This is a genomic window from Pseudomonas sp. B21-015, assembly GCF_024749285.1.
Taxonomy (GTDB): domain Bacteria; phylum Pseudomonadota; class Gammaproteobacteria; order Pseudomonadales; family Pseudomonadaceae; genus Aquipseudomonas.
Genome location: NZ_CP087196.1, coordinates 2,267,776 through 2,289,196 on the forward strand (window position 1 = coordinate 2,267,776; position 21,421 = coordinate 2,289,196).

At 59.0% G+C, this 21,421-nt stretch carries 19 protein-coding genes and 1 pseudogene; 9 read left to right on the top strand and 11 right to left on the bottom strand.

Annotated elements, in window-relative coordinates:
• Positions 1 to 19 precede the first annotated feature (19 nt).
• Both LOY38_RS10315 and hemB read left to right on the top strand, forming a co-directional pair.
• Positions 20 to 862 (top strand): PhzF family phenazine biosynthesis protein, encoded by an 843-nt coding sequence (locus tag LOY38_RS10315; RefSeq protein ID WP_258699934.1) that lies wholly within the window; start codon positions 20 to 22, stop codon positions 860 to 862.
• A gap of 134 nt (positions 863 to 996) precedes the next feature.
• Positions 997 to 1,971, top strand: a complete 975-nt coding sequence (hemB, locus tag LOY38_RS10320; RefSeq protein WP_258699935.1) for a porphobilinogen synthase — start codon at positions 997 to 999, stop codon at positions 1,969 to 1,971.
• Positions 1,972 to 2,101: 130 nt separating this feature from the next.
• Here the strand turns inward: hemB and LOY38_RS10325 are convergent, their stop codons facing one another.
• Positions 2,102 to 3,631 (bottom strand): FAD-dependent oxidoreductase, encoded by a 1,530-nt coding sequence (locus LOY38_RS10325; RefSeq protein WP_258699936.1) that lies wholly within the window; start codon positions 3,629 to 3,631, stop codon positions 2,102 to 2,104.
• 198 nt (positions 3,632 to 3,829) lie between these two features.
• Here LOY38_RS10325 and LOY38_RS10330 point away from each other — a divergent pair, with 198 nt between their 5' ends.
• Entirely contained in the window at positions 3,830 to 4,924 is a 1,095-nt protein-coding gene (locus tag LOY38_RS10330; RefSeq protein ID WP_258699937.1) for a DUF1615 domain-containing protein, read from the top strand.
• A 214-nt stretch (positions 4,925 to 5,138) separates the two neighbouring features.
• Entirely contained in the window at positions 5,139 to 5,759 is a 621-nt protein-coding gene (locus tag LOY38_RS10335) for a glutathione S-transferase (protein ID WP_258699938.1), read from the top strand.
• 22 nt (positions 5,760 to 5,781) lie between these two features.
• Here the strand turns inward: LOY38_RS10335 and LOY38_RS10340 are convergent, their stop codons facing one another.
• Positions 5,782 to 6,222 carry a CBS domain-containing protein gene (locus LOY38_RS10340; RefSeq protein WP_258699939.1) on the bottom strand — a complete coding sequence of 147 codons (441 nt, stop codon included), beginning with the start codon at positions 6,220 to 6,222 and terminating at the stop codon, positions 5,782 to 5,784.
• A gap of 243 nt (positions 6,223 to 6,465) precedes the next feature.
• Between LOY38_RS10340 and LOY38_RS10345 the strand changes: the two genes are divergently transcribed.
• On the top strand, positions 6,466 to 8,826 hold the full coding sequence (locus tag LOY38_RS10345) for a DNA polymerase II (protein WP_258700695.1): 2,361 nt from the start codon (positions 6,466 to 6,468) through the stop codon (positions 8,824 to 8,826).
• Here the strand turns inward: LOY38_RS10345 and LOY38_RS10350 are convergent.
• From LOY38_RS10350 to LOY38_RS10360, 3 genes are all read right to left on the bottom strand, one after another.
• The gene (locus LOY38_RS10350) at positions 8,791 to 9,261 is read right to left on the bottom strand and encodes a DUF1810 domain-containing protein (RefSeq protein ID WP_258699940.1); all 471 of its coding nucleotides are present in this window, start codon (positions 9,259 to 9,261) and stop codon (positions 8,791 to 8,793) included. The genes LOY38_RS10345 and LOY38_RS10350 overlap by 36 nt on opposite strands.
• Positions 9,262 to 9,291: 30 nt before the next feature.
• A complete protein-coding gene (locus LOY38_RS10355) occupies positions 9,292 to 10,113 on the bottom strand; it encodes an aldo/keto reductase (protein ID WP_258699941.1) in 822 nt (273 codons plus the stop codon).
• Positions 10,114 to 10,223: 110 nt separating this feature from the next.
• A complete protein-coding gene (locus LOY38_RS10360; RefSeq protein WP_258699942.1) occupies positions 10,224 to 11,372 on the bottom strand; it encodes an aldose epimerase family protein in 1,149 nt (382 codons plus the stop codon).
• Positions 11,373 to 11,621: 249 nt separating this feature from the next.
• Between LOY38_RS10360 and LOY38_RS10365 the strand changes: the two genes are divergently transcribed.
• On the top strand, positions 11,622 to 12,371 hold the full coding sequence (locus tag LOY38_RS10365) for a hypothetical protein (protein WP_258699943.1): 750 nt from the start codon (positions 11,622 to 11,624) through the stop codon (positions 12,369 to 12,371).
• Between the two features lie 22 nt (positions 12,372 to 12,393).
• On the opposite strand, the gene LOY38_RS10370 is transcribed toward LOY38_RS10365, so the two are convergent.
• Positions 12,394 to 13,104: a hypothetical protein gene (locus LOY38_RS10370; protein WP_258699944.1), complete on the bottom strand. Its 711-nt coding sequence runs from the start codon at positions 13,102 to 13,104 to the stop codon at positions 12,394 to 12,396.
• 81 nt (positions 13,105 to 13,185) lie between these two features.
• Positions 13,186 to 13,995 (bottom strand): GIY-YIG nuclease family protein, encoded by an 810-nt coding sequence (locus tag LOY38_RS10375; protein ID WP_258699945.1) that lies wholly within the window; start codon positions 13,993 to 13,995, stop codon positions 13,186 to 13,188.
• A gap of 252 nt (positions 13,996 to 14,247) precedes the next feature.
• Between LOY38_RS10375 and LOY38_RS10380 the strand changes: the two genes are divergently transcribed.
• Entirely contained in the window at positions 14,248 to 15,033 is a 786-nt protein-coding gene (locus LOY38_RS10380; RefSeq protein ID WP_019648385.1) for a sulfite exporter TauE/SafE family protein, read from the top strand.
• Here LOY38_RS10380 and LOY38_RS10385 read toward each other — a convergent pair.
• Positions 15,015 to 15,409, bottom strand: a pseudogene (locus LOY38_RS10385) (VOC family protein). The gene LOY38_RS10380 and the pseudogene LOY38_RS10385 sit on opposite strands and share 19 nt — an antisense overlap.
• A gap of 164 nt (positions 15,410 to 15,573) precedes the next feature.
• On the opposite strand from LOY38_RS10385, the gene LOY38_RS10390 reads away from it, so the two are divergent.
• The gene (locus LOY38_RS10390) at positions 15,574 to 16,110 is read left to right on the top strand and encodes a DUF4174 domain-containing protein (RefSeq protein ID WP_258699946.1); all 537 of its coding nucleotides are present in this window, start codon (positions 15,574 to 15,576) and stop codon (positions 16,108 to 16,110) included.
• Between the two features lie 224 nt (positions 16,111 to 16,334).
• Here the strand turns inward: LOY38_RS10390 and ampC are convergent, their stop codons facing one another.
• Positions 16,335 to 17,489 (bottom strand): class C beta-lactamase, encoded by a 1,155-nt coding sequence (gene ampC, locus LOY38_RS10395; RefSeq protein ID WP_309475869.1) that lies wholly within the window; start codon positions 17,487 to 17,489, stop codon positions 16,335 to 16,337.
• 160 nt (positions 17,490 to 17,649) lie between these two features.
• On the opposite strand from ampC, the gene LOY38_RS10400 reads away from it, so the two are divergent.
• A complete protein-coding gene (locus LOY38_RS10400) occupies positions 17,650 to 18,522 on the top strand; it encodes a LysR substrate-binding domain-containing protein (protein ID WP_258699948.1) in 873 nt (290 codons plus the stop codon).
• A gap of 39 nt (positions 18,523 to 18,561) precedes the next feature.
• Here the strand turns inward: LOY38_RS10400 and gudD are convergent, their stop codons facing one another.
• A complete protein-coding gene (gene gudD / locus LOY38_RS10405; RefSeq protein ID WP_258699949.1) occupies positions 18,562 to 19,905 on the bottom strand; it encodes a glucarate dehydratase in 1,344 nt (447 codons plus the stop codon).
• 23 nt (positions 19,906 to 19,928) lie between these two features.
• The gene (locus tag LOY38_RS10410; RefSeq protein ID WP_258699950.1) at positions 19,929 to 21,275 is read right to left on the bottom strand and encodes an MFS transporter; all 1,347 of its coding nucleotides are present in this window, start codon (positions 21,273 to 21,275) and stop codon (positions 19,929 to 19,931) included.
• Positions 21,276 to 21,421 lie beyond the last annotated feature (146 nt).

Here is a 21,421-nt window from a genome sequence, read left to right on the forward strand (position 1 = left end):
CTCACCACCAAGGCAGGCAATGAGCTCATTCGATTTCAAGCAAGTAGATGTCTTCAGCCGTGTCGCGCTCAAGGGCAACCCGTTGGCGGTGGTGTTCGGCGCCGACGAGCTCAGCGATGAGCGCATGGCGGCGTTCGCAACCTGGACCAACCTCAGCGAAACCACTTTCGTGCTCGAACCCCTGGACCCCCGGGCCGACTATCGGGTGCGTATCTTCACCACCCTGCGAGAGTTGCCGTTCGCCGGTCACCCGACGTTGGGGACCTGTCATGCCTGGCTCGAGGCCGGTGGGGTGCCCAAGGGCGAGGAGATCATTCAGGAGTGCGGTGTCGGCCTGGTGCGGGTACGTCGGCAGGGGGCGGAGCTGGCGTTTCTCGCGCCACCGCTGATCAGGTCCGGCCCGGTGGACGCCGAGCTGGTCGAGCGCGTACGGCGCGCCCTCGGATTGGCGCCGGGCGCGATTGTGCGCACGCAATGGGTCGACAACGGCGCCGGCTGGCTGGCGGTGATGGTCGAGGATCGGCAGCAGGTGCTGGGCTTGCAACCGGATCATTCGCAGATGCTCGGCCTCGCGGTCGGTGTCATCGCACCGTGGCACCCCGAGCGCGATGGCGCTGATGCGCAGTTTGAAGTGCGTGCGTTCATCTCCGGCGACGGCATGCTGGAAGACCCGGCCACTGGCAGCCTGAACGCCGGAATTGCCCAATGGTTGCTCAACGAACGGCTGGCTCCGGCGTCTTATGTCGTCAGCCAGGGCCTGACCATGGGGCGCGCCGGGCGGATTCAGGTGGAGCAGGTGGGGGATGAGATCTGGATTGGCGGCGCGGCGGTGACCTGTATTACAGGGACGCTGACGATTTAACCTGTGGGAGTGCGGTGATTGTTACCGAAGCGGTAAGGGTTTTTCTGCTGCGCAAGGTTTGTGCGCTATGCCGCACTGGGCATAAGCTTCGCCCCCTACGACTTTCGTCTCACCCGCCGTTTTCAGGAGGGCCCATGCCCAGTCAGTTCCCCGAAGCACGTCCACGCCGTCTGCGTCGCAATGCGAGCCTGCGCAGCCTGTTCCAGGAAACCGAGTTCAGCTTGAATGACTTGGTGCTGCCGATTTTCGTCGAGGAAGAGATCGACGAATTCGTGCCGATCAAGAGCATGCCCGGCGTGATGCGCATTCCCGAGTCGAAGCTGGCCGGTGAGATCGAGCGTTACGCCCGGGCCGGGATCAAATCGGTGATGACGTTTGGCGTGTCCCATCATCTGGACGGTAACGGCAGCGATACCTGGCACGACAACGGCCTGGTGTCGCGCATGTCGCGCATTGCCAAAGACGCCGTGCCGGAAATGATCGTGATGTCCGACACCTGTTTTTGTGAATACACCGACCATGGCCATTGCGGCGTGCTGCACCACCACGAAGTCGACAACGACCAGACCCTGATCAACCTCGGCAAGCAAGCCGTGGCCGCCGCTCGGGCCGGTGCCGATGTGATCGCGCCGTCGGCAGCCATGGACGGGCAGGTCCAGGCCATCCGCCGGGCGCTCGATGAAGCGGGGTTCAGCCAGACCGCGATCATGGCCTATTCGACCAAATTCGCCTCGGCGCTCTACGGTCCGTTCCGCGAAGCCGGCGGCAGTGCCCTGAAGGGCGACCGCAAAAGCTATCAGATGAACCCGATGAACCGCCGCGAAGCGGTGCGTGAATCGTTGCTGGACGAACAGGAAGGTGCCGACGCGCTGATGGTCAAACCGGCTGGCGCGTACCTGGACATCATCCGCGACATCCGTGAAGCGTCGCGTCTGCCGTTGTCGGCATATCAGGTGAGCGGGGAGTACGCGATGATCAAATTCGCCGCCCAGGCCGGGGCGATCGATGAGGATCGCGTGGTGCGTGAGAGCCTGGGGGCGATCAAACGGGCGGGAGCGGATTTGATCTTCACTTACTTCGCGATGGACCTGGCCTTGGCCGGGATCTAAAAACCACCCCATAACCCTGTGGCAGCGGGCTTGCTCGCGAAGGCGGTGTGCCAGTCGATATTGATGGCGACTGATACACCGCCTTCGCGAGCAAGCCTTCTCCCACATTCGATCTTCGTTGGCCTCGGGTTCAGCTGATGAAAGGCCGTATCCCATGATCGCGGAAGTACCGCTCGATCACCTTCGGATCGGCGCTGTAGTCGGCGATCGCCACATAGGTATCCGGCCGCAGCAGGTAAAACCCGTTGCGCGCCAGCCCCACTGCTTCAAACACCGGTCGCCAGTCGAACACCTGCAACGGCAGGCGATGCTCGAGGCACCAGGCGATCATCTCGTCGCTGGTGTCGCCGTAAACATGCACCTGCCAGGTCAGGTTTTTCAGCGACTCGAAATTCTCCCCTTCATCGTCGTGGGCCCAGGGCAGGCGATCACCGCCGTGAACATGGCCGGCAACGCCCTCGCTCAACGGCATGCCACGATAGTTGAGGGTGGTCTGTGACACCGTGCGAAACATGAACTCTCGGGCTGCCTCGAACGAGATCATTTTCGGGATCAAAAAGGGGGCCACGCGCATGCGCATCACGTCGGCAATTGGCCCATCGGCGGTGACGAAATTGAACACCCGGTCAGTGGTGGCCACCAGGCGCCGGGCAAAGGCGATGCGTTCGGTTTCATAACTGTCGAGCAGTTTGGTCGTGGCGCTGCCACTTAACACCGCCGCGAGTTTCCAGGCCAGATTGATCGCGTCGCCGATCCCGGTGTTCATGCCCTGGCCACCCGCCGGGCTGTGGACATGGGCGGCATCGCCCAACAGAAACGCGCGCCCGGTGCGAAAGTGATCCGCTACCCGGTGATGCACGCGGTAGGTCGAGAACCAGTTCACCTGATCGATCTGCACCTTTAAATGCTCAATGGCCCGGCTGCTGACGTCTGCAAACTGGAGGGTTTCGGCACGGTCGGCGCGTTCGTCGCGAACCGTGCCGATCAGACGGGCGCGACCTTCGCCGCCCAAGGGAAAAATGGCGAGGAAGTCGGCTTCGTCGAGATCCACATGCAATTCACCGTTGAACGTCGGGCCACGGGCCTGTACATCCGCCACGTAGAAAATCTGCTGGTAGGTGCCCCCCGGAAAACCGGTGTCCAGGGTTTTTCGCACAATCGAGCGGGCGCCGTCGCAGCCTGCCAGGTAACAGGCCTGACAGGTTTGCTGCTGGCCATCGGGCAAGCGCAGCGTTGCGGTGATGCCGTCGCCGGTTTCCTCGAAATCTTGCAGTTCGGTGTTGCGCTCCACCGTAATGCCGAAGGTCTCCAGGCGTTCGATCAGCAGCTGTTCGTGCTCGTCTTGCGGATAGATTTCCAGGAACGCATAGGGCGTCAAACCCTCGCCGATGGCGCTCAGCGGCAGGTGTGCGACCGGTTCGCCCTTGACCCAGAAATTCGCTGCGCACACTCGATGGCCGTTCTGCACCACGGCGTCGCTGAGGTCGAGCTGGCGATACAACTCCAGCGTTCTGGCCTGTACTGCCAACGCGCGTGAGGTGGTGCCGGGGGCCGAGGTCTTGTCGATAATCCGCACCTCAATCCCCAGTTTGCTCAGCCACAGCGCCAGTACCAGCCCGGTCGGGCCGGCGCCGATGATCAGAACGTCGCTACGGTGCATGAGCCTGTCCTCCTCGGTCTGTGGATCAAATATGGTTCAACCCGAATGCCCCCGCCGCTCGGCTGCCCAAAGGCCCCTCCGTAGCAGCTGCCGAGCCTGCGAGGCTGCTACGGAACAGGGAGAGGGCGCCACAGTCATAGCCTGCGCCATGCCATTGATCGTATGGTTAACCCGGCTCAACGGATTTGATGGAGCATCATGCAAGTCAATCGATTGATCGTGAGTGTCGCGGCGCTGTTGGTACTGGCCGGTTGCGGTACTCAGCGCACTCAGGAACCGCCGGCCCGCAAGCCTGCCGAGGTCAAGGCCGAGATCGTGCGTCTGCTGCCGGCCAAGACGGTCGACCGCCAGGGCTGGGCCACGGATATTTATGCAGCGTTTGCCGCACAAAAGATTTCGCCGACCACGCAAAACCTGTGTTCGGTACTCGCGGTCGCCGAGCAGGAGTCGACGTTTCAGGCGGATCCTCCGGTGCCTGGCCTGGGCAAGATCGCCCGAGACGAGATCGACCGCCGCGCCGCCAAAGCCCATATTCCCAGCCTGCTGGTGAGCGGCGCCTTGCAGGTCAGTTCACCCAATGGCAAAAGTTACAGCGACCGGCTGAATGCCGCGCGCAGTGAAAAAGAACTCAGCGCGATTTTCGATGACTTCATCGGGATGGTGCCCATGGGCCGGACCTTATTCGGTGGGTTCAACCCGGTGCACACCGGCGGACCGATGCAGGTCAGCATTGACTTTGCCGAACAGCAGGCGCGGGATTATCCCTACCCGGTGGACGGCTCGATTCGCCACGAAGTGTTCACCCGTCGAGGTGGCCTGTATTTCGGTATCGCCCACTTGCTCGGTTATCCGGTGAGCTACAAACAACCGCTCTATCGCTTCGCCGATTTCAACGCCGGTTGGTACGCCAGCCGCAATGCGGCGTTTCAGAACGCGGTCAGTCGTGCGACGGGTATTCCGTTGGCGCTGGATGGCGATATGGTGCGCTACGGCTCGATCATGCCCGGCACCACGGAACTGGCCGTGCGCACCCTCGGCAAGCAATTGGACATGCGCAACCCGACCATTCGGGATCAGTTGGAGGAGGGAAAAGGTCTCGAATTCGAGGACAGCCAGCTCTATCAGCGCGTCTTCGCCCTGGCTGAACAGGCCGAAGGCCGGCCATTGCCCCGCGCAGTGTTGCCGGGAATCGTGCTGCAAAGCCCGAAAATCACCCGCAAACTCACCACGGCGTGGTTCGCCAAGCGGGTCGATGAGCGTTATCAGCGCTGTATGAAGCGCGCGGGGGGGTAACCGAGCTGCCAGTTTAGGTGCGCAAATTGTGGGAGCGGGATTGCTCGCGAAGTCGGCGGCACAATCAACATTGACGTCGCCTGACACACCGTCTTCGCGAGCAAGCCCGCTCCCACAGGGTTCGCGCCCTGACTGATTGGTATTGGCTGATCAGGTATTCGAGCACAATCTTCGGCAGCTGCTACAAAGAGAGAGTCGCAGAGGAGATTTAGTCATGTACCAGCTCTACGGGCATCAGAATTCGGGTGCGGCCGCCATCGAAGCCGCGCTGGAGCTGTGCGAGGTTCCTTATCGCTTCATCGATGTATCATCGTCCCCGGAGGCGATTCAGGCGTTGGAGAAGCTCAACCCGCTCAAGCAGGTTCCCACTCTGCAACTGCCCGATGGCGGCGTTCTCACCGAGAGTGCGGCCATTCTGATTCATCTGGGCCTCACGTTCCCGGAGTCGAACCTGCTGCCAGACAACCCGCTCAAGCGTGATCAGGTGATTCATGGCCTGGTGTACATCGTGAGCAATTGCTATCCCGCCATCGGCATCATCGATTACCCCGAGCGCTGGCTGGCCGAGGCAGACGAGTCGTCCAGAGAAAACCTCATGGCCGGTGCCCGCCAGCGCCTGCATTGGCATTGGGAGGTGTTTGCCGATCAGTTCGCCGGCAAGTTGTACCTGGGCGAGGGAGCACCAGGCGCGCTGGATATTCTGGCGGCGGTGGTGACGCGCTGGGCGGGCACCCGGGAGCACTTGCGCCTGGCGCGACCGGGTTTTTTCGCCTGGCTCGAACGCTTCGACCGCCACCCTGCATTGGCGCCGGTCTTCTCACGGCATTGGCCATAGGAACACCGCTCCCACAAGGGGATCACTCGCCGCGAATGTACTGTTCCAACTGCCGAATCAGTTCAGCCTGTTCAGCGATGGCTTCCTTGACCAGGTCGCCGATCGACAGCAAGCCCAGCAACTCGCCGTTTTCCACCACTGGCAAGTGCCTCAGGCGTTTGTCGGACATGATGCCCATGCAGGTTTCGACGGTTTGATGGGTGTCCACGGTGATCACCGGCGACACCATGATTTCGCTGACCGGTGTGCCGACCGAGGAGCGCCCCTTGAGCACCAGTTTGCGAGCATAGTCCCGCTCGCTGATGATGCCGACGACCTTTCCATCCTTCAGGACCGGTAACGCCCCGACGTTTTTTGCGGCCATCACCATCAGCGCTTCCAGCACCATTTGATGGGGCGCAATGGTATGGACTTCCTGATTCTGTTGGGCCTTTAACTTGAGCAGTTGGGCGACGGTTTTCATGGCAGTTTCTCAGGTGTAGTCGTTGTTCTTGAAGAATCGTAGAGACGGGCTCACAGAGCAAGGCGCAAAGCGGCAGATAACACGCAAAAAGCGTCATTCAGCGATTTTTCTTTGATAGAAGTCCGACACCTACAGATTTGTGGGGAGGGGGCTTGCCCCAATGCCAGTCAGTCAAGGTATGAAACCTGTGGGGTCGATCACGCGTAGAATCACCACTTGAATCAGATTGTTGAGGTTGCAGTGGTGGATTTACAGCAGGGCTTCGTCCTGACCCGGCATTGGCGCGATACCCCGGCGGGCACGGAAGTCGAGTTCTGGCTGGCGACCGATGCCGGTCCCCGGCGTATCCGCCTGCCGCATCAACCGTCGGTCGCATTCATTCCGGCAGCCCTGCGTGAGCAAGCCGAAGTGCTGTTGCGCGGCGAGAAGAACGTCGAGCTGCGACCGCTTGCCCTTCAGGATTTCGAGCACCGCCCGGTGCTTGGCTTGTACTGCCAGCAGCACGGTCAGTTGATGCGTCTGGAAACGGCGTTGCGCAAAGCAGGCATCGATGTATTCGAAGCCGACATCCGTCCGCCGGAACGCTACATGATGGAGCGTTTCATCACTGCCCCCGTTTTGTTCGGCGGCACACCCAGCGCCGATGGCCTGCTGCTCGACGCGCAAATGAAACCCGCGCCCGGTTACCGACCGAATCTCAGGCTGGTCTCGCTGGACATCGAAACCACCGCCCAGGGTGAGTTGTATTCCATCGCCCTGGAAGGCTGCGGCGAGCGTCAGGTGTACATGCTCGGGCCGCCCAATGGTGATGATGCCGAGGTGGATTTCCAGCTCGAATACTGCGACTCGCGAACCCTGCTGCTAAAAAAACTCAATGAATGGTTCGCCCGGCACGACCCCGACGCCATCATCGGCTGGAACGTCGTGCAGTTCGATCTGCGCGTACTGCACGAACATGCTCGCCGCCTGGCGGTGCCGCTGAAGCTGGGGCGTGGCGGCGAAGAAATGCAGTGGCGCGAGCACGGCAGCCGTAATCATTATTTCGCTTCGGCCGCTGGCCGGTTGATCATCGACGGCATCGAGTCGCTGCGTTCGGCGACCTGGAGCTTCCCGTCGTTCAGCCTGGAAAACGTCGCGCAAACCCTGTTGGGCGAGGGCAAGTCGATCGACAACCCGTACCAGCGCATGGACGAAATCAACCGCATGTTCGCCGAGGACAAGCCAGCCCTGGCCAAGTACAACCTCAAGGACTGCGAACTGGTGACGCGGATCTTCGCCAAGACCGAGTTGCTGACCTTCCTGCTGGAGCGGGCCAGCGTCACCGGTTTGCCGGCGGACCGCAGCGGCGGCTCGGTGGCGGCGTTCACTCACCTGTATATGCCGTTGATGCACCGTCAGGGCTTCGTCGCGCCGAACCTCGGCGGCAAACCACCGCAGGCCAGCCCCGGCGGTTTTGTCATGGACTCGCAACCAGGGCTGTATGAATCGGTGCTGGTGCTCGACTACAAAAGCCTCTATCCGTCGATCATCCGCACCTTCCTGATCGACCCGGTGGGTTTGATCGAAGGGCTCCGGCATCCCGACGACAGCGAGTCGGTGCCGGGCTTTCGCGGTGCCCGTTTCTCAAGAACCCGGCATTGCCTGCCGGCCATCGTCGCCCGGGTCGCCGAAGGCCGCGAAACCGCCAAGCGCGAACACAACGCACCGCTGTCCCAGGCCCTGAAGATCATCATGAACGCGTTCTACGGTGTACTCGGTTCCAGCGGTTGCCGTTTCTTCGATACACGGCTGGCCTCGTCCATCACCTTGCGCGGGCACGAGATCATGTTGCGCACCCGCCAGTTGATCGAAGCCCAAGGGCACGCGGTGATCTATGGCGATACCGACTCGACCTTCGTCTGGCTGCGCCGCCCCCACGGTCAGGCAGAGGCCGCGCAAATCGGCCACGCGCTGGTGGATCACGTCAATCAATGGTGGCGCGAGCATGTGAAACAGGAATACGGGCTGGAAAGCGCCCTGGAGTTGCAGTTCGAAACCCACTACAAGCGCTTTCTGATGCCGACCATTCGCGGCGCCGAGGAGGGCAGCAAGAAGCGTTATGCCGGGTTGGTCACCCGCGCCGATGGCACCAATGAAATGGTCTACAAAGGCCTGGAAACGGTGCGCACCGACTGGTCGCCGCTGGCCCGGCAATTCCAGCAGGAGCTGTACCTGCGCATCTTCAATCGCAAGCCCTATCAGGATTACGTACGTGACTATGTGCGCAAGACGGTGGCCGGTGAGTTCGACGAGCGCCTGATCTACCGCAAACGCCTGCGTCGGCCCCTCGATGACTATCAACGCAACGTGCCGCCCCATGTGCGGGCCGCGCGCATCGCCGACGATTACAACGACCGGCAGGGGCGGCCGCGGCAATATCAGAACGGCGGCTGGATCAGCTACGTGATCACCGTCGCCGGCCCCGAGCCGCTGGAAATCCGCAGCGCGCCCATCGATTACGACCATTACGTCACCCGGCAGCTGCAACCGGTGGCGGACGCGATCCTGCCGTTCGTGGATGACGATTTCTCAACGCTGATTGGGGGGCAACTGGGCCTGTTTTGAGTCCAGCAGCGACAACGTCCAGTCATCCGGTATGCCGTGAAAGTATTGATCCAGTGCCTGATGGAACAGGCTGCCTTTTGGCGACACTTGGGCGAACAGCGTCATCGATGAGTGAAACTTGAGGTCGTCGGGATGCCCGAAAATCTTGCCAATCGAGCTTTGAGGGATGTCCAGGACCAATTGCGTGCAGGTATGCAAGCGTGGGCCCAGTAACGGATGCTCCAGGTACGCTGCGGCTTCCTTGCTGGAGCGAATGGCAAAGTAACGGGACATCTCGCTGTCGCCCAACCCGGAAAACTGCGGAAAGATAAACCACATCCAGTGCCGGCGCTTCTGGCCGGCGCGCAGCTCCTCCTGTACCCACTCGAACACAGGGTCCTGCGCCTGAACGAAGCGTGGCAAATTGAAAGTGTCGAGCTGATCGGTACTTCTCATGCCGATGCCCTCTTACAGAACCGCGATGGCTCAGACCATGGCCAACCGCTGCTTGCGTTGTGGCGCGCGAAACGCTTGGTCCAGCGCCTCCAGATCCCCCGCTTCAAGGCGCAATTGCGCTGCTTGCGCGTTGAGCTGCACATGCTCGGGACGGACCGCTTTAGGGATGGCGATCACGTCGTTCTGATGCAGAATCCATGCCAGCGCTACCTGCGCAGGTGTCGCCTCATGACGGGCGGCCACCTGCTTGAGCGTCGAATTGGCCAGCATGGCCCCGCCCTGGCCGATCGGACAATAGGCCATCACCGGCATCCTTTGATGCTGACACCAGGGCAGCAGATCGAATTCGATGCCGCGCTCTTCCAGGTTATACAGCACCTGATTGGTGGCGCAGGCCGGTGAGGCCAGTTCATCCAGGTCGTTCAGGTCGAAGTTGGACACGCCCCAACGGCCGATCTTGCCGTCTTCGCGCAGGCGTTCGAAGGCTTCGACGGTTTCCTCCAGGGGATACTCGCCGCGCCAGTGCAACAGGTAGAGATCGATGTAATCGGTATTGAGCCGCCGCAGGCTGCGCTCGCAAGCTTGGGGGATGCCTCTGCGGCTGGCGTTGTGAGGGTAGACCTTGCTGACCAGAAAAACCTGATCGCGCAGGCCGGCAATGGCTTCACCCACCACCTCTTCGGCGCCCCCTTCAGCGTACATCTCAGCGGTGTCGATCAGGGTCATGCCCAACTCGATGCCCAGGCGCAGCGCTGCAACTTCCTTCGTGTGCCGGGAGCGCTCCTCTCCCATGTGCCAGGTTCCTTGGCCGATGACCGGCACAGGGCTGCCGGCCAACTCAAGAGTACGCATGAATCCTCCTTGTCGAAGTCCGATCGATACTACAGTTGGCAGTAAAATAGCAGGGTGGTTCCGTCTGGTAAGATCAAAAGATCACAGCCTTCGGCAGCGATCTTTTGATCTTACCGGGCGGAAAACCTGAACACGGTGGTCTGGGCATAGGTCTTGCCCGGATCCAGCCGCGTGGACGGGAAGCCCGGCTGGTTCGGCGAGTCCGGATAGTGCTGGGTTTCCAGAGTAAAGGCACCCCAATGCGGGTAAATCTTGCCAGCCTTGCCCTTGACCGTGCCATCGAGGAAGTTGCTGGTGTAGAACTGCACGCCGGGTTCAGTGGTGTAGAGCTGCAACCGACGGCCAGATTGCGGATCGCTGACATCGGCGGCGAGTTTGCCCACATCGCCCTTGGCGTCCAGCACCCAGTTGAAGTCAAAACCACCTTGTTTCGGTTCAGCGAATTTCAATTGCGGGTGATCGACCTTGATGTGTTGACCGATGGCCGTCGGTTGGGTGAAGTCCATGGGCGTGCCAGCGACCGGGGCCAGTTCACCGGTGGGGATCAGTTTGCCGGTGACCGGTGTGTAATGGGCGGCGTGCAAGGTCGCCAGTTGCTTCAACACATCGCCGTTACCCGCGCCGGCCAGGTTGAAATAACTGTGGTTGGTCAGGTTCAGCACTGTGGGCTTATCGGTGCTGGCCTTGTAGTCGATGCGCAGCTCATTGTTCTCGGTGAGGCTGTAGGTGACCTCGGTTTTCAGGTTGCCGGGAAAGCCCATTTCACCGTCCGCCGACAGATACGTCAGCGTCACGCCCACTGAATCCTTGCCCTTGCTCGGTTCGGCTTTCCACACACGCTTGTCAAAACCTTGAGCTCCGCCGTGCAGCGAATTGCTGCCGTCGTTGAGTGGCACCTGAAAACGTTTGCCGTCCAGCTCGAAGGCGCCGTTGGCCAGGCGATTGCCAAAGCGGCCGATGGTCGCGCCGAAGAACGCCGTGCCACTTTGATAACCCTGCACGTCGTCGAAACCCAGCACCACATCGTCGAGCTTGCCGTTTTTGTCCGGCACTTTCAGCGACTGGAGAATCCCGCCGTAAGTAATGACCGTGGCCTGCAGGCCGTGGCTGTTGCGCAAAATGTATTGCTCGACGGGCGTGCCGTCATTGGTTTTGCCGAAGGCTTTTTGTTCGCTGGACAAACCAGTGGCGTGAGCGGAGAGGGTGGCGATCATCAGGGACAGTCCGAGGCCGGAGAGCAGGTGTCGGGATTGAAGCATGGTTGACCTTCCTTTTTGTTGTTTTTAAGAAGTAGTCATACTAATGATCGTGTTTTAGCGCGATCAAGGAAGGATTTATAGTCTATTTCTCGAGTATTTCAATTATAAAGTATGACTAATATGGGGTCGCCTTTACGGTAGCCAGCGCTCACGGACCACCGGCACTGCACTTTTTCAGCTTTCACGGTTCTACTCTTGGCCAGCCTGCGGCGATCCCCACCGCTGGCCCATGCCCAAGTTCAAGAACCCATGGCTCGAGTTTTACCCCGCGTTACCCTGCGAATTCGCCGTCATTGCTTGCTGCTGATGAGCCTGTCGATACTCTTCGCCAGTGGCTGCAGCCATCAACCGGGCAACGATGTCGTCAGCCAGTTTCGCAATGGCAAACCCCAGGAATTCCTCCAGACCAGCGTCGACCGCATGGCGACCCTGACGATGCGTGACAACCTCGAAAGCCTCTACCTGCTGATGAACAAGCTCTACCTGCGCAACCCGCAGGAGCTGAAGAAATCCGGCTTCCTCGATATAGGCACCGCGGAAAAACAAGTGCGCATGGCCATCGAACAGCAAGAGCCGCTACCCACCCTCGGCGGCAAAAAAGACCTCGCTGCACTGAGCTTCGCCATGAGTCCGGAGTTTCTCGGCGACCGGGTCGGCGCATTCATCTATGCCATCGGCAGCATGCTGGTGACGGCCCATGGCAATCGGCTGGAGTTCTACATGACGGATGCGCTCAACCCGACCTTCGTCAGCAATGCCGCGCGCAACATCGAAAAAGCCACCTGGATCTTGAGCCAGCGGCAAAACAGGCAAGGCGAGCCGTTGCTGTTTTCCAACGAAGTCTCGGAGGAGGGCAGCAACCTGAGTTTTGCCGTGGAGTTCGGCAAGATCGTCGCGCGGCTGGACCTGCTGACCCAGATGCTCGACGAGCGCTACCGGCGGATCGGCCTGAACTACGCCCAGAGTCTGCTGTTCCTGAATTTTTTGCCGGTGCAGTGAGCCGCGTGGATTTTTACTGTGGTTATGCGGCTGGTTGATCCGGAGGAAGTTTGCTCCTGATGCGGTCAAGCTCACACATGAATTCTGCTAAGTCGTCAGATGGGATTTCCAAGACAAAGGATAATTTGTTTCCATAACCCCCAAAAGACGTCCCCATGAGTGTTGCTGTGTCGTTGTCTCTTATGATTACGCGGTCATGAATTTCAGTGGTTTCATGGCATAAGATTTTAGTGCCTTGTGACTTTATTCTCTGATTGAATTTTTTTTGGATGCCGCTGTTGGGGCCTGGGAGTAAGAATAGTTCTAGTTTTTTTAAGTGTGGTGGGACTAGGCTGGCAATAAAATCAATGTAGTCATTTTCGGTTTTATAGACTCTGTTTGGGCCGCTCCACTGAAAAAAGTAAGGGTCGCATATTATGAGTAAGTCGTTGGAATAAGCCTTTTTCTTGATGTGTTTTTGGGCTTTTGCAAGTTTTCCTGACGCACCAACAAGTAGCTCGGTGTAGTCTCCTTGACTGCCCGCTAGGGCGCAGCGGGCTGGCTTTTCATGAACCGCCAGCCGAAGGCGATATAGCTGCTCTTCTAATTCGCTCAGTCGGTCGATTAAGTGTCGGGGTGAAAGGTACCCAAAGTAGAATTCTTCCTCGATAGAATCTGTAGGGACTTCTGGATTCTTAAGTATCTCTAGTGTGCGGGTTAAATGTTCAATTAGCTTTTGTCTACGATAGTTCATGCGAGTTTCCAGGTTGGTGGGGGCGTATATGGTTGGTAGGCGTTGTGGTGAAGGTTTGGCTTGGTGTGCTTTTTGTTGTGGCTAGTTTCGATTCAAGCCGAATTCGCGCGTCATAAGTTTGGATTTCCATAGCCCTTCAGCTCTGATGATTTCCGCTTCCGATGCGGCAGATGAAGCAACTTCAAGTATCGAAACTTTAAAGTCATGATTGTCGAGTAACTTCATTTCCACGTTTCCGCCATGGCCGCTGGACCGGTAATACTCCCACCGCGCCCAGAACCCTCCAGTGCCGTAAGCAGAGCCAACATATTGTTTCCCGGTTACCCGGCAGGTGATCAGATAAACTCCAGACACCGCAGAAAGCGCTCCTCGCCAGGACACCGGCACAGACGCTAGCTCATTGATTGAATGGCTGAACGTATCAAAACCAGGGAAGGGAGGTTCGATGGCTGTTCTGCGTATCTCGACGATAGTTTTGTCTTGGTTGTCGGCTCGCTGGACCCATGATCGTAAGCCCGGCCCCCAGTCGAATACGATTTTGCCAACCATATCCAAGAATCGAGGGTCGGGTTTCATCTCATAAAAGTGATGGCCTTCAACGTTGATACCAGTTACTGGGTCTTTTGATCCTTCCGGTGCAAAACCTTTGTGGGTGATTTCATAAACACCCACAAACAGTGTTTCTCCAAGAGGGGTCCCAACGCAGGAGATAATCCAGTCGCAGGCCTCAAACACATTGCGTGATTGCAGTGACTGGTAGAACTCGAAACGTCCGTCTCCTGCAGTCCAAAGCGCGTGAGGCGAAAGCTCTTTTCCACCTCTGTGATCCTGATGGCGCACATAGCGCGCTCTGGCAAGGTCTAGCCCCTTGGCGATCAGTAGCGAGTTCATTCCAATCACAGCTCTTGCTCCATGCATAATCGATTTTGATCCATCACATGCGCGCTGGCCGTAACTCTTGACTAGCGGCTACTTGATATCAGATGCGGGACATCATCCACAATTCTTCCTGAAGGAATTTCTCTGAAACCGTCTGCTCCTCAGAGAAAAAGCATAACGATAGACCGCATCGATATATGTGGTTATAAGAAAAATCGCTATGCTGCTGACCGGTTTGTTTATTGCGAATTTCTGGACGTATTAATGGATTTCGGTAATTTCGGGTTGGTCGTGGCAGGTCTGGTGGTCGGCTTTATTGTCGGCATGACCGGCGTCGGGGGCGGTTCGTTGATGACGCCGATCCTGCTGTGGTTCGGCGTTAACCCGGCTACGGCGGTGGGCACGGACTTGCTGTACGCGGCCATTACCAAATCCAGTGGTGTACTGGTTCATCGCAAAAACAAGAACATCGACTGGGCGATCACCGGCTGGTTGACCCTCGGCAGTGTGCCGGCGGTAGCCCTGACGCTGTGGTTCCTGAGCACTTTGCAAACCTCGCCCGAGGCGATGAACGCCGTCATCAAACAGGCGCTGGGCTTCGTATTGTTCGCCACGGCGCTGGCGATTTTTTTCAAGAAGCGCTTGCTTGATTTCGCTCACAAACGGGCGGGTGGCCAATATAACCCCAGCGGTTCCCGGTTGAATGCACTGACCGTGATCACCGGTCTGGTGCTAGGCACCATGGTGGCCCTGACCTCCATCGGCGCTGGCGCCCTGGGCACCGTCGCGCTGTTCATCCTGTATCCGCTGCTGCCCACCCGTCGCCTGGTCGGCACCGAAATCGCTCACGCGGTGCCCCTGACCCTGGTCGCCGGCCTTGGCCACGCAAGCATGGGCAACATGGATTGGCACGTCCTGGGCTTCTTGCTGGTCGGTTCGTTGCCTGGGATTTACCTGGGCAGCCATTTGACCGGGCGCATCTCCGACGAACTGCTGCGTCCGTGCCTGGCGACGATGCTGGTGCTGATCGGCTATAAACTGGCGTTCTGATCCGATACCGCTTCCCGAGTAAAAATCTCCAGCAGATGCCCGTCCGGGTCATCGAAATACACCCGCCGGCCACCGGCGTAATCATTGATTTCGTTCGGCCGCTGCTTGCCCGGATCGGCCCACCAGGGCTGTTTGAGCGCTTGCAGACGAGCGAAGGCCGCATCGAAGTCGTCGTCGCCAATCAAGAACGCATAGTGCTGGGACGCGATGGGCGGGTCGTTGTTGTAGAAATCCAGCGACACCCCGTTATCGAACTTGACCACCAGCATCGGCCCGAACGGCTCGGGATCAGGCAGGCCGAGGAGGTCGGTCAGTAGTGCGCCGAGGCCTGTTTGTCACGGCACCAAACGATGGTGTGGTTCAGATGAGCGCTCATGGATAAACCCTCACGATGAATCAGCTATGAGATTAGCTCAGGCTGTTGCGCAATGACCGCCCTGACCTAAGCTTGGGCAAGGCGGAACACAATCGCGGTGCATCGCCCGGAACGATCACCGCGATGCGCAATCATTAGAGCGTGGATATCAAAAGGAGATGCGCATGCTCATCAGGTCTTTGACCCTGGCTACTCTGTTGGCTTTCGTCGGTCCTTCATTCGCCGCCGATGACGATTCCCCGCTGGTTAAAGACGTGGGCAGGGCCCGTCCGCTGATTGTCATCGCGCCCAGTTCAGTCGACCCCACCTGGCTCAACCTGAAAAAATCACTGGACGACTCCGCCAACCGCAAGGGTTTCACCGATCGAAACATGGTGCTGTACACCGTGATCAATACGATGGGCCAACGGGATGGCAAAGACCTCGACCCGCAATCGACGATGGCGTTGATCCGCTCGCTCAAATTGGGTGCCGGTGCGAAGAGCAAAATCATCCTGATCGGCAAGGATGGCGAAAAGAAGCTTGAGCAATCGAATACGGTCGAGTTGAAAGAGATTTTCAACACCGTCGACCAGCTGCCGACCGCCGAGAAGGAAGCGACAGTACCGGTGCCAGCGCCAGTGGCTGAAGTTGCACCGGCCAAAGGTGCCAAAGGCAAACCGGCGAAGCCCGCCAAACCGCCTGAAATGCCGGATGATTGAATTTTCTGTTGAACCTTTGTGGTGAGGGGGGGCTTGCGCCAATGCCAGTCAGTCAAGCCCGCTCCCACAGGTTCTGTCTCGGTGATTTGATGGATGTGATCGGGCGACGTTTGCAGGCGCAGGTTTCAATTCAGTAACGAAAATGGGCGACCTCAGAGGTCGCCCATTTTGTTTGCCACCGCTGAACCCTGTGGCGAGGGGGCAGCCTCAATGAGTGGTTGAGATCATTCAGCCAGCGCACTCAATATTTCGTGGGCGATTCTGACTCGCTCCGGGTTCGGGTAGTTTTTGTTGGCCAGGATCACGATGCCGATGTCTTTGGCCGGGATAAAGGCGACGTAGGCGCCGAAGCCGCGGGTTGAACCGGTTTTGTTGATCAGCACGGTGTCGCGTTGAGGTTGCGGCGGGGTCAGCCACTGGACTTCATGAGCCTCAAATGCCATCTGCGACGAGTTGCCGGCCAGTAATGTGTTGAGCGTCACCGGGTAGTTGTAGAACTCCCAACCCAACCCTTGAGTCATCTCGCCAACCTTGTAATAGCCGGTGTGAGTGGTGGCGATGGCCTGCTGCAAGGGTTTTTCCAGCGAAGCGGGATTCATGTTCGCCTCAACATAGCGAAGCAGATCCGCGGCGCTGGTTTTCACGCCATACGCTTCGGAATCCAGCACACCCGGCTCGACCCGCGCAGGCCTGTCCTCCTTGGTGTAACCCTGAGCGTAAAGTGCCATCTGATCCTGCGGAACCTTGAGGTAGCTGTGCTTGAGGCCCAGTTTCGGCAGCAAGGTTTTTTCCATCAACTCATCGAACGGTGCACCCATGCTGCGGGCCGCCAGGTAGCCGAACAACCCCAGGCTGGGGTTTGAATACTGGCGATGAGTGCCGGCGGCGTAGGTCGGTTTCCACTGTTTGAAGTAGCCGAGCATTTTGTCCTGATGGTCTGCCTCACTGGGGAGTTGCAGCGGCAGGCCGCCGGCGCTGTAGGTGCCAAGTTGCAGCACACTGATACTGTCGAACACGCTGCCGCGCAAGGCCGGCAAAACCTGACTGGCGTTGTCCGACAGGGCCAGTTTTCCGGTCGCCTGTGCATAGGCGGCGAGGGTGGCGGTGAAGGTTTTACTCACCGAACCGATTTCGAACAAAGTGTCTTTGGTGACGGCTTTGCCGTTTTCTTTTGAGGCCACGCCGTAGTTAAAGTAATGCGGTTGGCCATTGACGGTAATTGCGACCGCGATGCCGGGGATTTGCTGTTGCTGCATAACCGGTTCGACGGCAGCCTTCACGATGGCTTCGATGCGCTCGTCAGCAAAGCTGTGACTGACTCCGAGGAGAAGTGCGAAAGCACTGTAGGATACGAGCTTGTTCTGATTTTTCTTAGGCATGATTGAGTCAATTTCCATGATTGTTCGTGGTGTTAACCGCTACACTCCGAGCGGTTTTTCAAGCCGGTCCGCTGCTGGGCGAGCCAAATCTAGGCAGTTTGGCGAGCGCCGACAAACGACGATATTTCGGATGAGCCATTAGAAAATTTTGGGAGTGGGCATGATTCGACCTCATCTGCCGCTGAATGCGCTACGTGCTTTCGAGGCTTCGGCGCGCCATTTGAGTTTCACGCGAGCGGCGGTGGAGTTGTGCGTCACGCAGGCGGCGGTGAGTCATCAGGTCAAAAGCCTTGAAGCCCAGCTTAACGTGACCTTGTTCAAACGCCTGCCCCGCGGCCTGATGCTGACCAGCGAAGGTGAAACCCTGTTGCCGGTTTTGCGCGAATCCTTCGACCGGATCGCCGAAACCCTGGAGCGTTTCGAGGGCGGGCATTTTCGCGAGGTGCTGACGGTGGGCGCTGTGGGGACTTTCGCGGTTGGTTGGCTGTTGCCGCGATTGGCGGACTTTCAGAAGAAACATCCGTTCATAGATTTGCGCCTGTCGACCAACAACAACCGGGTGGACGTGGCCGCCGAAGGCCTGGATTACGCCATTCGCTTTGGCGCGGGGGCGTGGCACGGGATTGAAGCGGTGCGGTTGATCGAGGCGCCGCTGTCGGTGCTCTGCGTTCCAGAGATCGCCCGGCAATTGCACACGCCTGCGGACCTGTTGCAACAAACACTGTTGCGCTCCTACCGCACGGACGAATGGCCGGAGTGGTTTCAGGCGACCGGTTTTTCGGCCCATGCCGTGCTGCCCCGGAGTATCGTCTTCGACTCGTCGCTGGCGATGATGGAGGCTGCGCTGCAAGGTGCGGGCGTTGCCTTGGCGCCGCCGCTGATGTTTGCCCGGCAACTGGCGGCGGGTGCAATCGAGCAACCGTTCGCCATCGGTATCACCACCGGCAGCTACTGGCTGACCCGCTTGCAGTCGCGCGCCGAAACCTCCGCGATGGCCGTGTTCAAGGACTGGTTGCTGCAAGCTTCGATTTAATACAAAACCCTGTGTGTGGGCTTGCAGTGTTCTCGAGGCCTAGCGCACCAGGCACGGCCGCTTGTTATCGAATGTCCACCCCGGAATCAGAAACTGCATCGCCACGCTGTCATCCCGCGCGCCGAGCCCCATGCTTTTGTACAGCTCATGGGCCTTGGCCAGTTGATCCACATCCAGCTCAACCCCCAGGCCAGGTTTTTTCGGCACCTGCACGCAGCCGTCGACGATGTGCAGCGGCGCTTTGGTCAGGCGCTGGCCGTCCTGCCAGATCCAGTGGGTGTCGATGGCCGTGATCTCACCCGGAGCAGCCGCCGCGACGTGGGTGAACATGGCCAGGGAAATATCGAAGTGGTTGTTGGAATGCGAACCCCAGGTCAGGCCCCATTCATGGCACATCTGCGCCACCCGCACCGAGCCCTGCATCGTCCAGAAGTGCGGGTCGGCCAAAGGAATGTCCACCGACTGCAACTGGATCGCGTGGCCCATTTCCCGCCAGTCGGTGGCGATCATGTTGGTCGCGGTTTTCAGGCCCGTGGCGCGACGGAACTCGGCCATGACTTCACGGCCCGAGTAACCGTTTTCCGCACCGCAGGGGTCTTCGGCGTAAGCCAGAACGTGATGTTGATCCCGACACAGGCGGATGGCTTCCTTGAGCGACCAGGCGCCATTCGGGTCAAGGGTGATGCGCGCATCGGGAAAACGCTCGGCGAGGGCCGTGACCGCTTCGATTTCCTCGTCGCCGCTCAACACACCGCCCTTGAGTTTGAAGTCCTTGAAGCCATAACGGGCGCGGGCGGCTTCGGCCAGGCGCACTATGGCATCGGCACTCATGGCTTTTTCGTGGCGCACACGGAACCAGTCATTGTCGGCGTCCGGTTCACTGCGGTAGGCCAGATCGGTTGCGTTGCGATCACCGACATAAAACAGATAACCGAGCATCTTCACTTCGTCGCGCTGCTGGCCTTCGCCAAGCAGCGCGGCGACCGGCACGTCCAGGTGCTGGCCGAGCAGATCGAGCAGGGCGGCTTCCAGCCCGGTGACTGCGTGAATGGTGATGCGCAGGTCGAAGGTTTGCAGGCCGCGACCGCCGGCATCGCGATCGGCAAACGTCTGACGTACTTGATTGAGGATCTTCTGGTAGGTGCCGATCGGGCTGCCGACCACCAGTGCGCGCGCATCTTCCAGCGTTTGACGAATGCGTTCGCCACCTGGCACTTCGCCGACACCGGTGTGGCCGGCGTTGTCCTTGAGGATCACGATATTGCGAGTGAAAAACGGGCCGTGGGCGCCGCTCAGGTTGAGCAACATGCCATCGTGGCCGGCCACCGGAACTACCTGCATGCTGGTGATGATCGGGGCTTTTGCGGCTTCTTGTGGGTTCATTTTCTTGTCCTTCAAACCAATGTTCAGGCGTGATTAGGTGCTGGTTTGCCCAGGGCAACCACGGGTGCGGGTTTCGGTTTATTGCGCGCGGCGAAGACGATGATCGCGGCGATGATCGAGGTGGCGGCCAAGCCGTAGAGCCCGCCCTGGATCGAACCGGTGTGTTCTTCCAGCAAGCCGAAGGTGGTCGGCGCAACGAAGCCGCCGAGGTTGCCCACCGAGTTGATCAGCGCAATCACGCCGGCGGCGATCCGCGCATCCAGGTACGCCTGAGGAATCGGCCAGAACAGCGACGAGGCTGATTTGAAACCCAATGCAGCAAAGCAGATCGCAACGAAGGCGAAAATCGGCCCGCCAATGGTGGACATGAACATCCCCGCAGCAGCGATCAGCAAGGCAGTGGCGACCCAGGCTTGCTGGTGCTTCCATTTGCCCGACAGCGAGGCGAAGGCGTACATGCCGACGATCGACAGCAGCCACGGAATCGAGTTGAACAGGCCGACCTGGATGTCGCTCAGGTCGCCCATCTTCTTGATGATGCTCGGCAGCCAGAAGGTCGCGGCATAGATGGTCAACTGGATGAAGAAGTAGATCAGGCAGAACAGGATGATCTGGCGATCCTTGAGCAGCGTGCCCAGCGACGGTTTGATCGGCGTCGCGGCTTCGCGGGCCAGTTGTTCGTCGTCGATGGCTTTGACCAGCGCGTCCTGCTCAGGAACGGTCAGCCATTTGGCGTCGTGGGGTTTGGAGTCCAGCCAGAACCAGACGAACACGCACAGCCCGACCGAGAACATGCCCTCGATGAAATACATCCACTGCCAGCCGTGCATACCCAAGCCGTTGATTTGCAGCAACAGACCGGACAGCGGGCCGGAGATCAGCGATGCGATGGCCGAACCGCTGAGGAAGATCGCAATCGCCTTGCCGCGTTCCACGCCGGGCAACCAGCGGGTGAAGTAATAAATCACCCCGGGGAAGAACCCGGCTTCGGCGACGCCCAGCAGAAAACGCAGGATGTAGAAGTGGGTTTCGTTCTGAATGAACGCCATGCAAGCGGCCACCAGGCCCCAGGTCAGCATGATGCGGGTCAGCCAGATTCGCGCGCCAATTTTTTGCAGGAGGATGTTGGAGGGGACTTCGAACAGCGCGTAACCGATAAAAAACAGACCGGCACCGAGGCCGTAGGCGGCAGCGCCAATTCCCAGGTCATGTTCCATGTGGGCGCGGACGAAGCCGATGTTCACGCGGTCGATGTAGTTGACGATGAACATGATCACGAACAGCGGCAGGACGTGGCGTTTCACTTTTGAGATGGCGGACTTCAGGACCGAATCGGCGCCATCGTTCATTCCGGATATGGATGTATTCACTTCGTTTTCTCCCACTCGTTATTGTTATGCGGGGTGTGGCTGGGTGATGCGATGTTGATAGACATCATACAACTACATTTTTTTATCCGGCAAGCGTCGCGGTCCAATAAAATGGCTATTAATTTAAAGGTTGTTATGTTTTTGTT

Coding starts and splice junctions, on each gene's coding strand:
- LOY38_RS10325 (WP_258699936.1), bottom strand. CDS start 3,631: ATGCACCGTAGCGACGTTCTGATCATCGGCGCCGGCCCGACCGGGCTG.
- LOY38_RS10370 (WP_258699944.1), bottom strand. CDS start 13,104: ATGAACTATCGTAGACAAAAGCTAATTGAACATTTAACCCGCACACTA.
- LOY38_RS10390 (WP_258699946.1), top strand. CDS start 15,574: ATGCTCATCAGGTCTTTGACCCTGGCTACTCTGTTGGCTTTCGTCGGT.
- LOY38_RS10350 (WP_258699940.1), bottom strand. CDS start 9,261: ATGAGAAGTACCGATCAGCTCGACACTTTCAATTTGCCACGCTTCGTT.
- LOY38_RS10365 (WP_258699943.1), top strand. CDS start 11,622: ATGGCTCGAGTTTTACCCCGCGTTACCCTGCGAATTCGCCGTCATTGC.
- LOY38_RS10355 (WP_258699941.1), bottom strand. CDS start 10,113: ATGCGTACTCTTGAGTTGGCCGGCAGCCCTGTGCCGGTCATCGGCCAA.
- LOY38_RS10340 (WP_258699939.1), bottom strand. CDS start 6,222: ATGAAAACCGTCGCCCAACTGCTCAAGTTAAAGGCCCAACAGAATCAG.
- LOY38_RS10375 (WP_258699945.1), bottom strand. CDS start 13,995: ATGAACTCGCTACTGATCGCCAAGGGGCTAGACCTTGCCAGAGCGCGC.
- LOY38_RS10315 (WP_258699934.1), top strand. CDS start 20: ATGAGCTCATTCGATTTCAAGCAAGTAGATGTCTTCAGCCGTGTCGCG.
- LOY38_RS10335 (WP_258699938.1), top strand. CDS start 5,139: ATGTACCAGCTCTACGGGCATCAGAATTCGGGTGCGGCCGCCATCGAA.
- LOY38_RS10330 (WP_258699937.1), top strand. CDS start 3,830: ATGCAAGTCAATCGATTGATCGTGAGTGTCGCGGCGCTGTTGGTACTG.
- LOY38_RS10380 (WP_019648385.1), top strand. CDS start 14,248: ATGGATTTCGGTAATTTCGGGTTGGTCGTGGCAGGTCTGGTGGTCGGC.
- ampC (WP_309475869.1), bottom strand. CDS start 17,489: ATGCCTAAGAAAAATCAGAACAAGCTCGTATCCTACAGTGCTTTCGCA.
- hemB (WP_258699935.1), top strand. CDS start 997: ATGCCCAGTCAGTTCCCCGAAGCACGTCCACGCCGTCTGCGTCGCAAT.
- gudD (WP_258699949.1), bottom strand. CDS start 19,905: ATGAACCCACAAGAAGCCGCAAAAGCCCCGATCATCACCAGCATGCAG.
- LOY38_RS10400 (WP_258699948.1), top strand. CDS start 17,650: ATGATTCGACCTCATCTGCCGCTGAATGCGCTACGTGCTTTCGAGGCT.
- LOY38_RS10360 (WP_258699942.1), bottom strand. CDS start 11,372: ATGCTTCAATCCCGACACCTGCTCTCCGGCCTCGGACTGTCCCTGATG.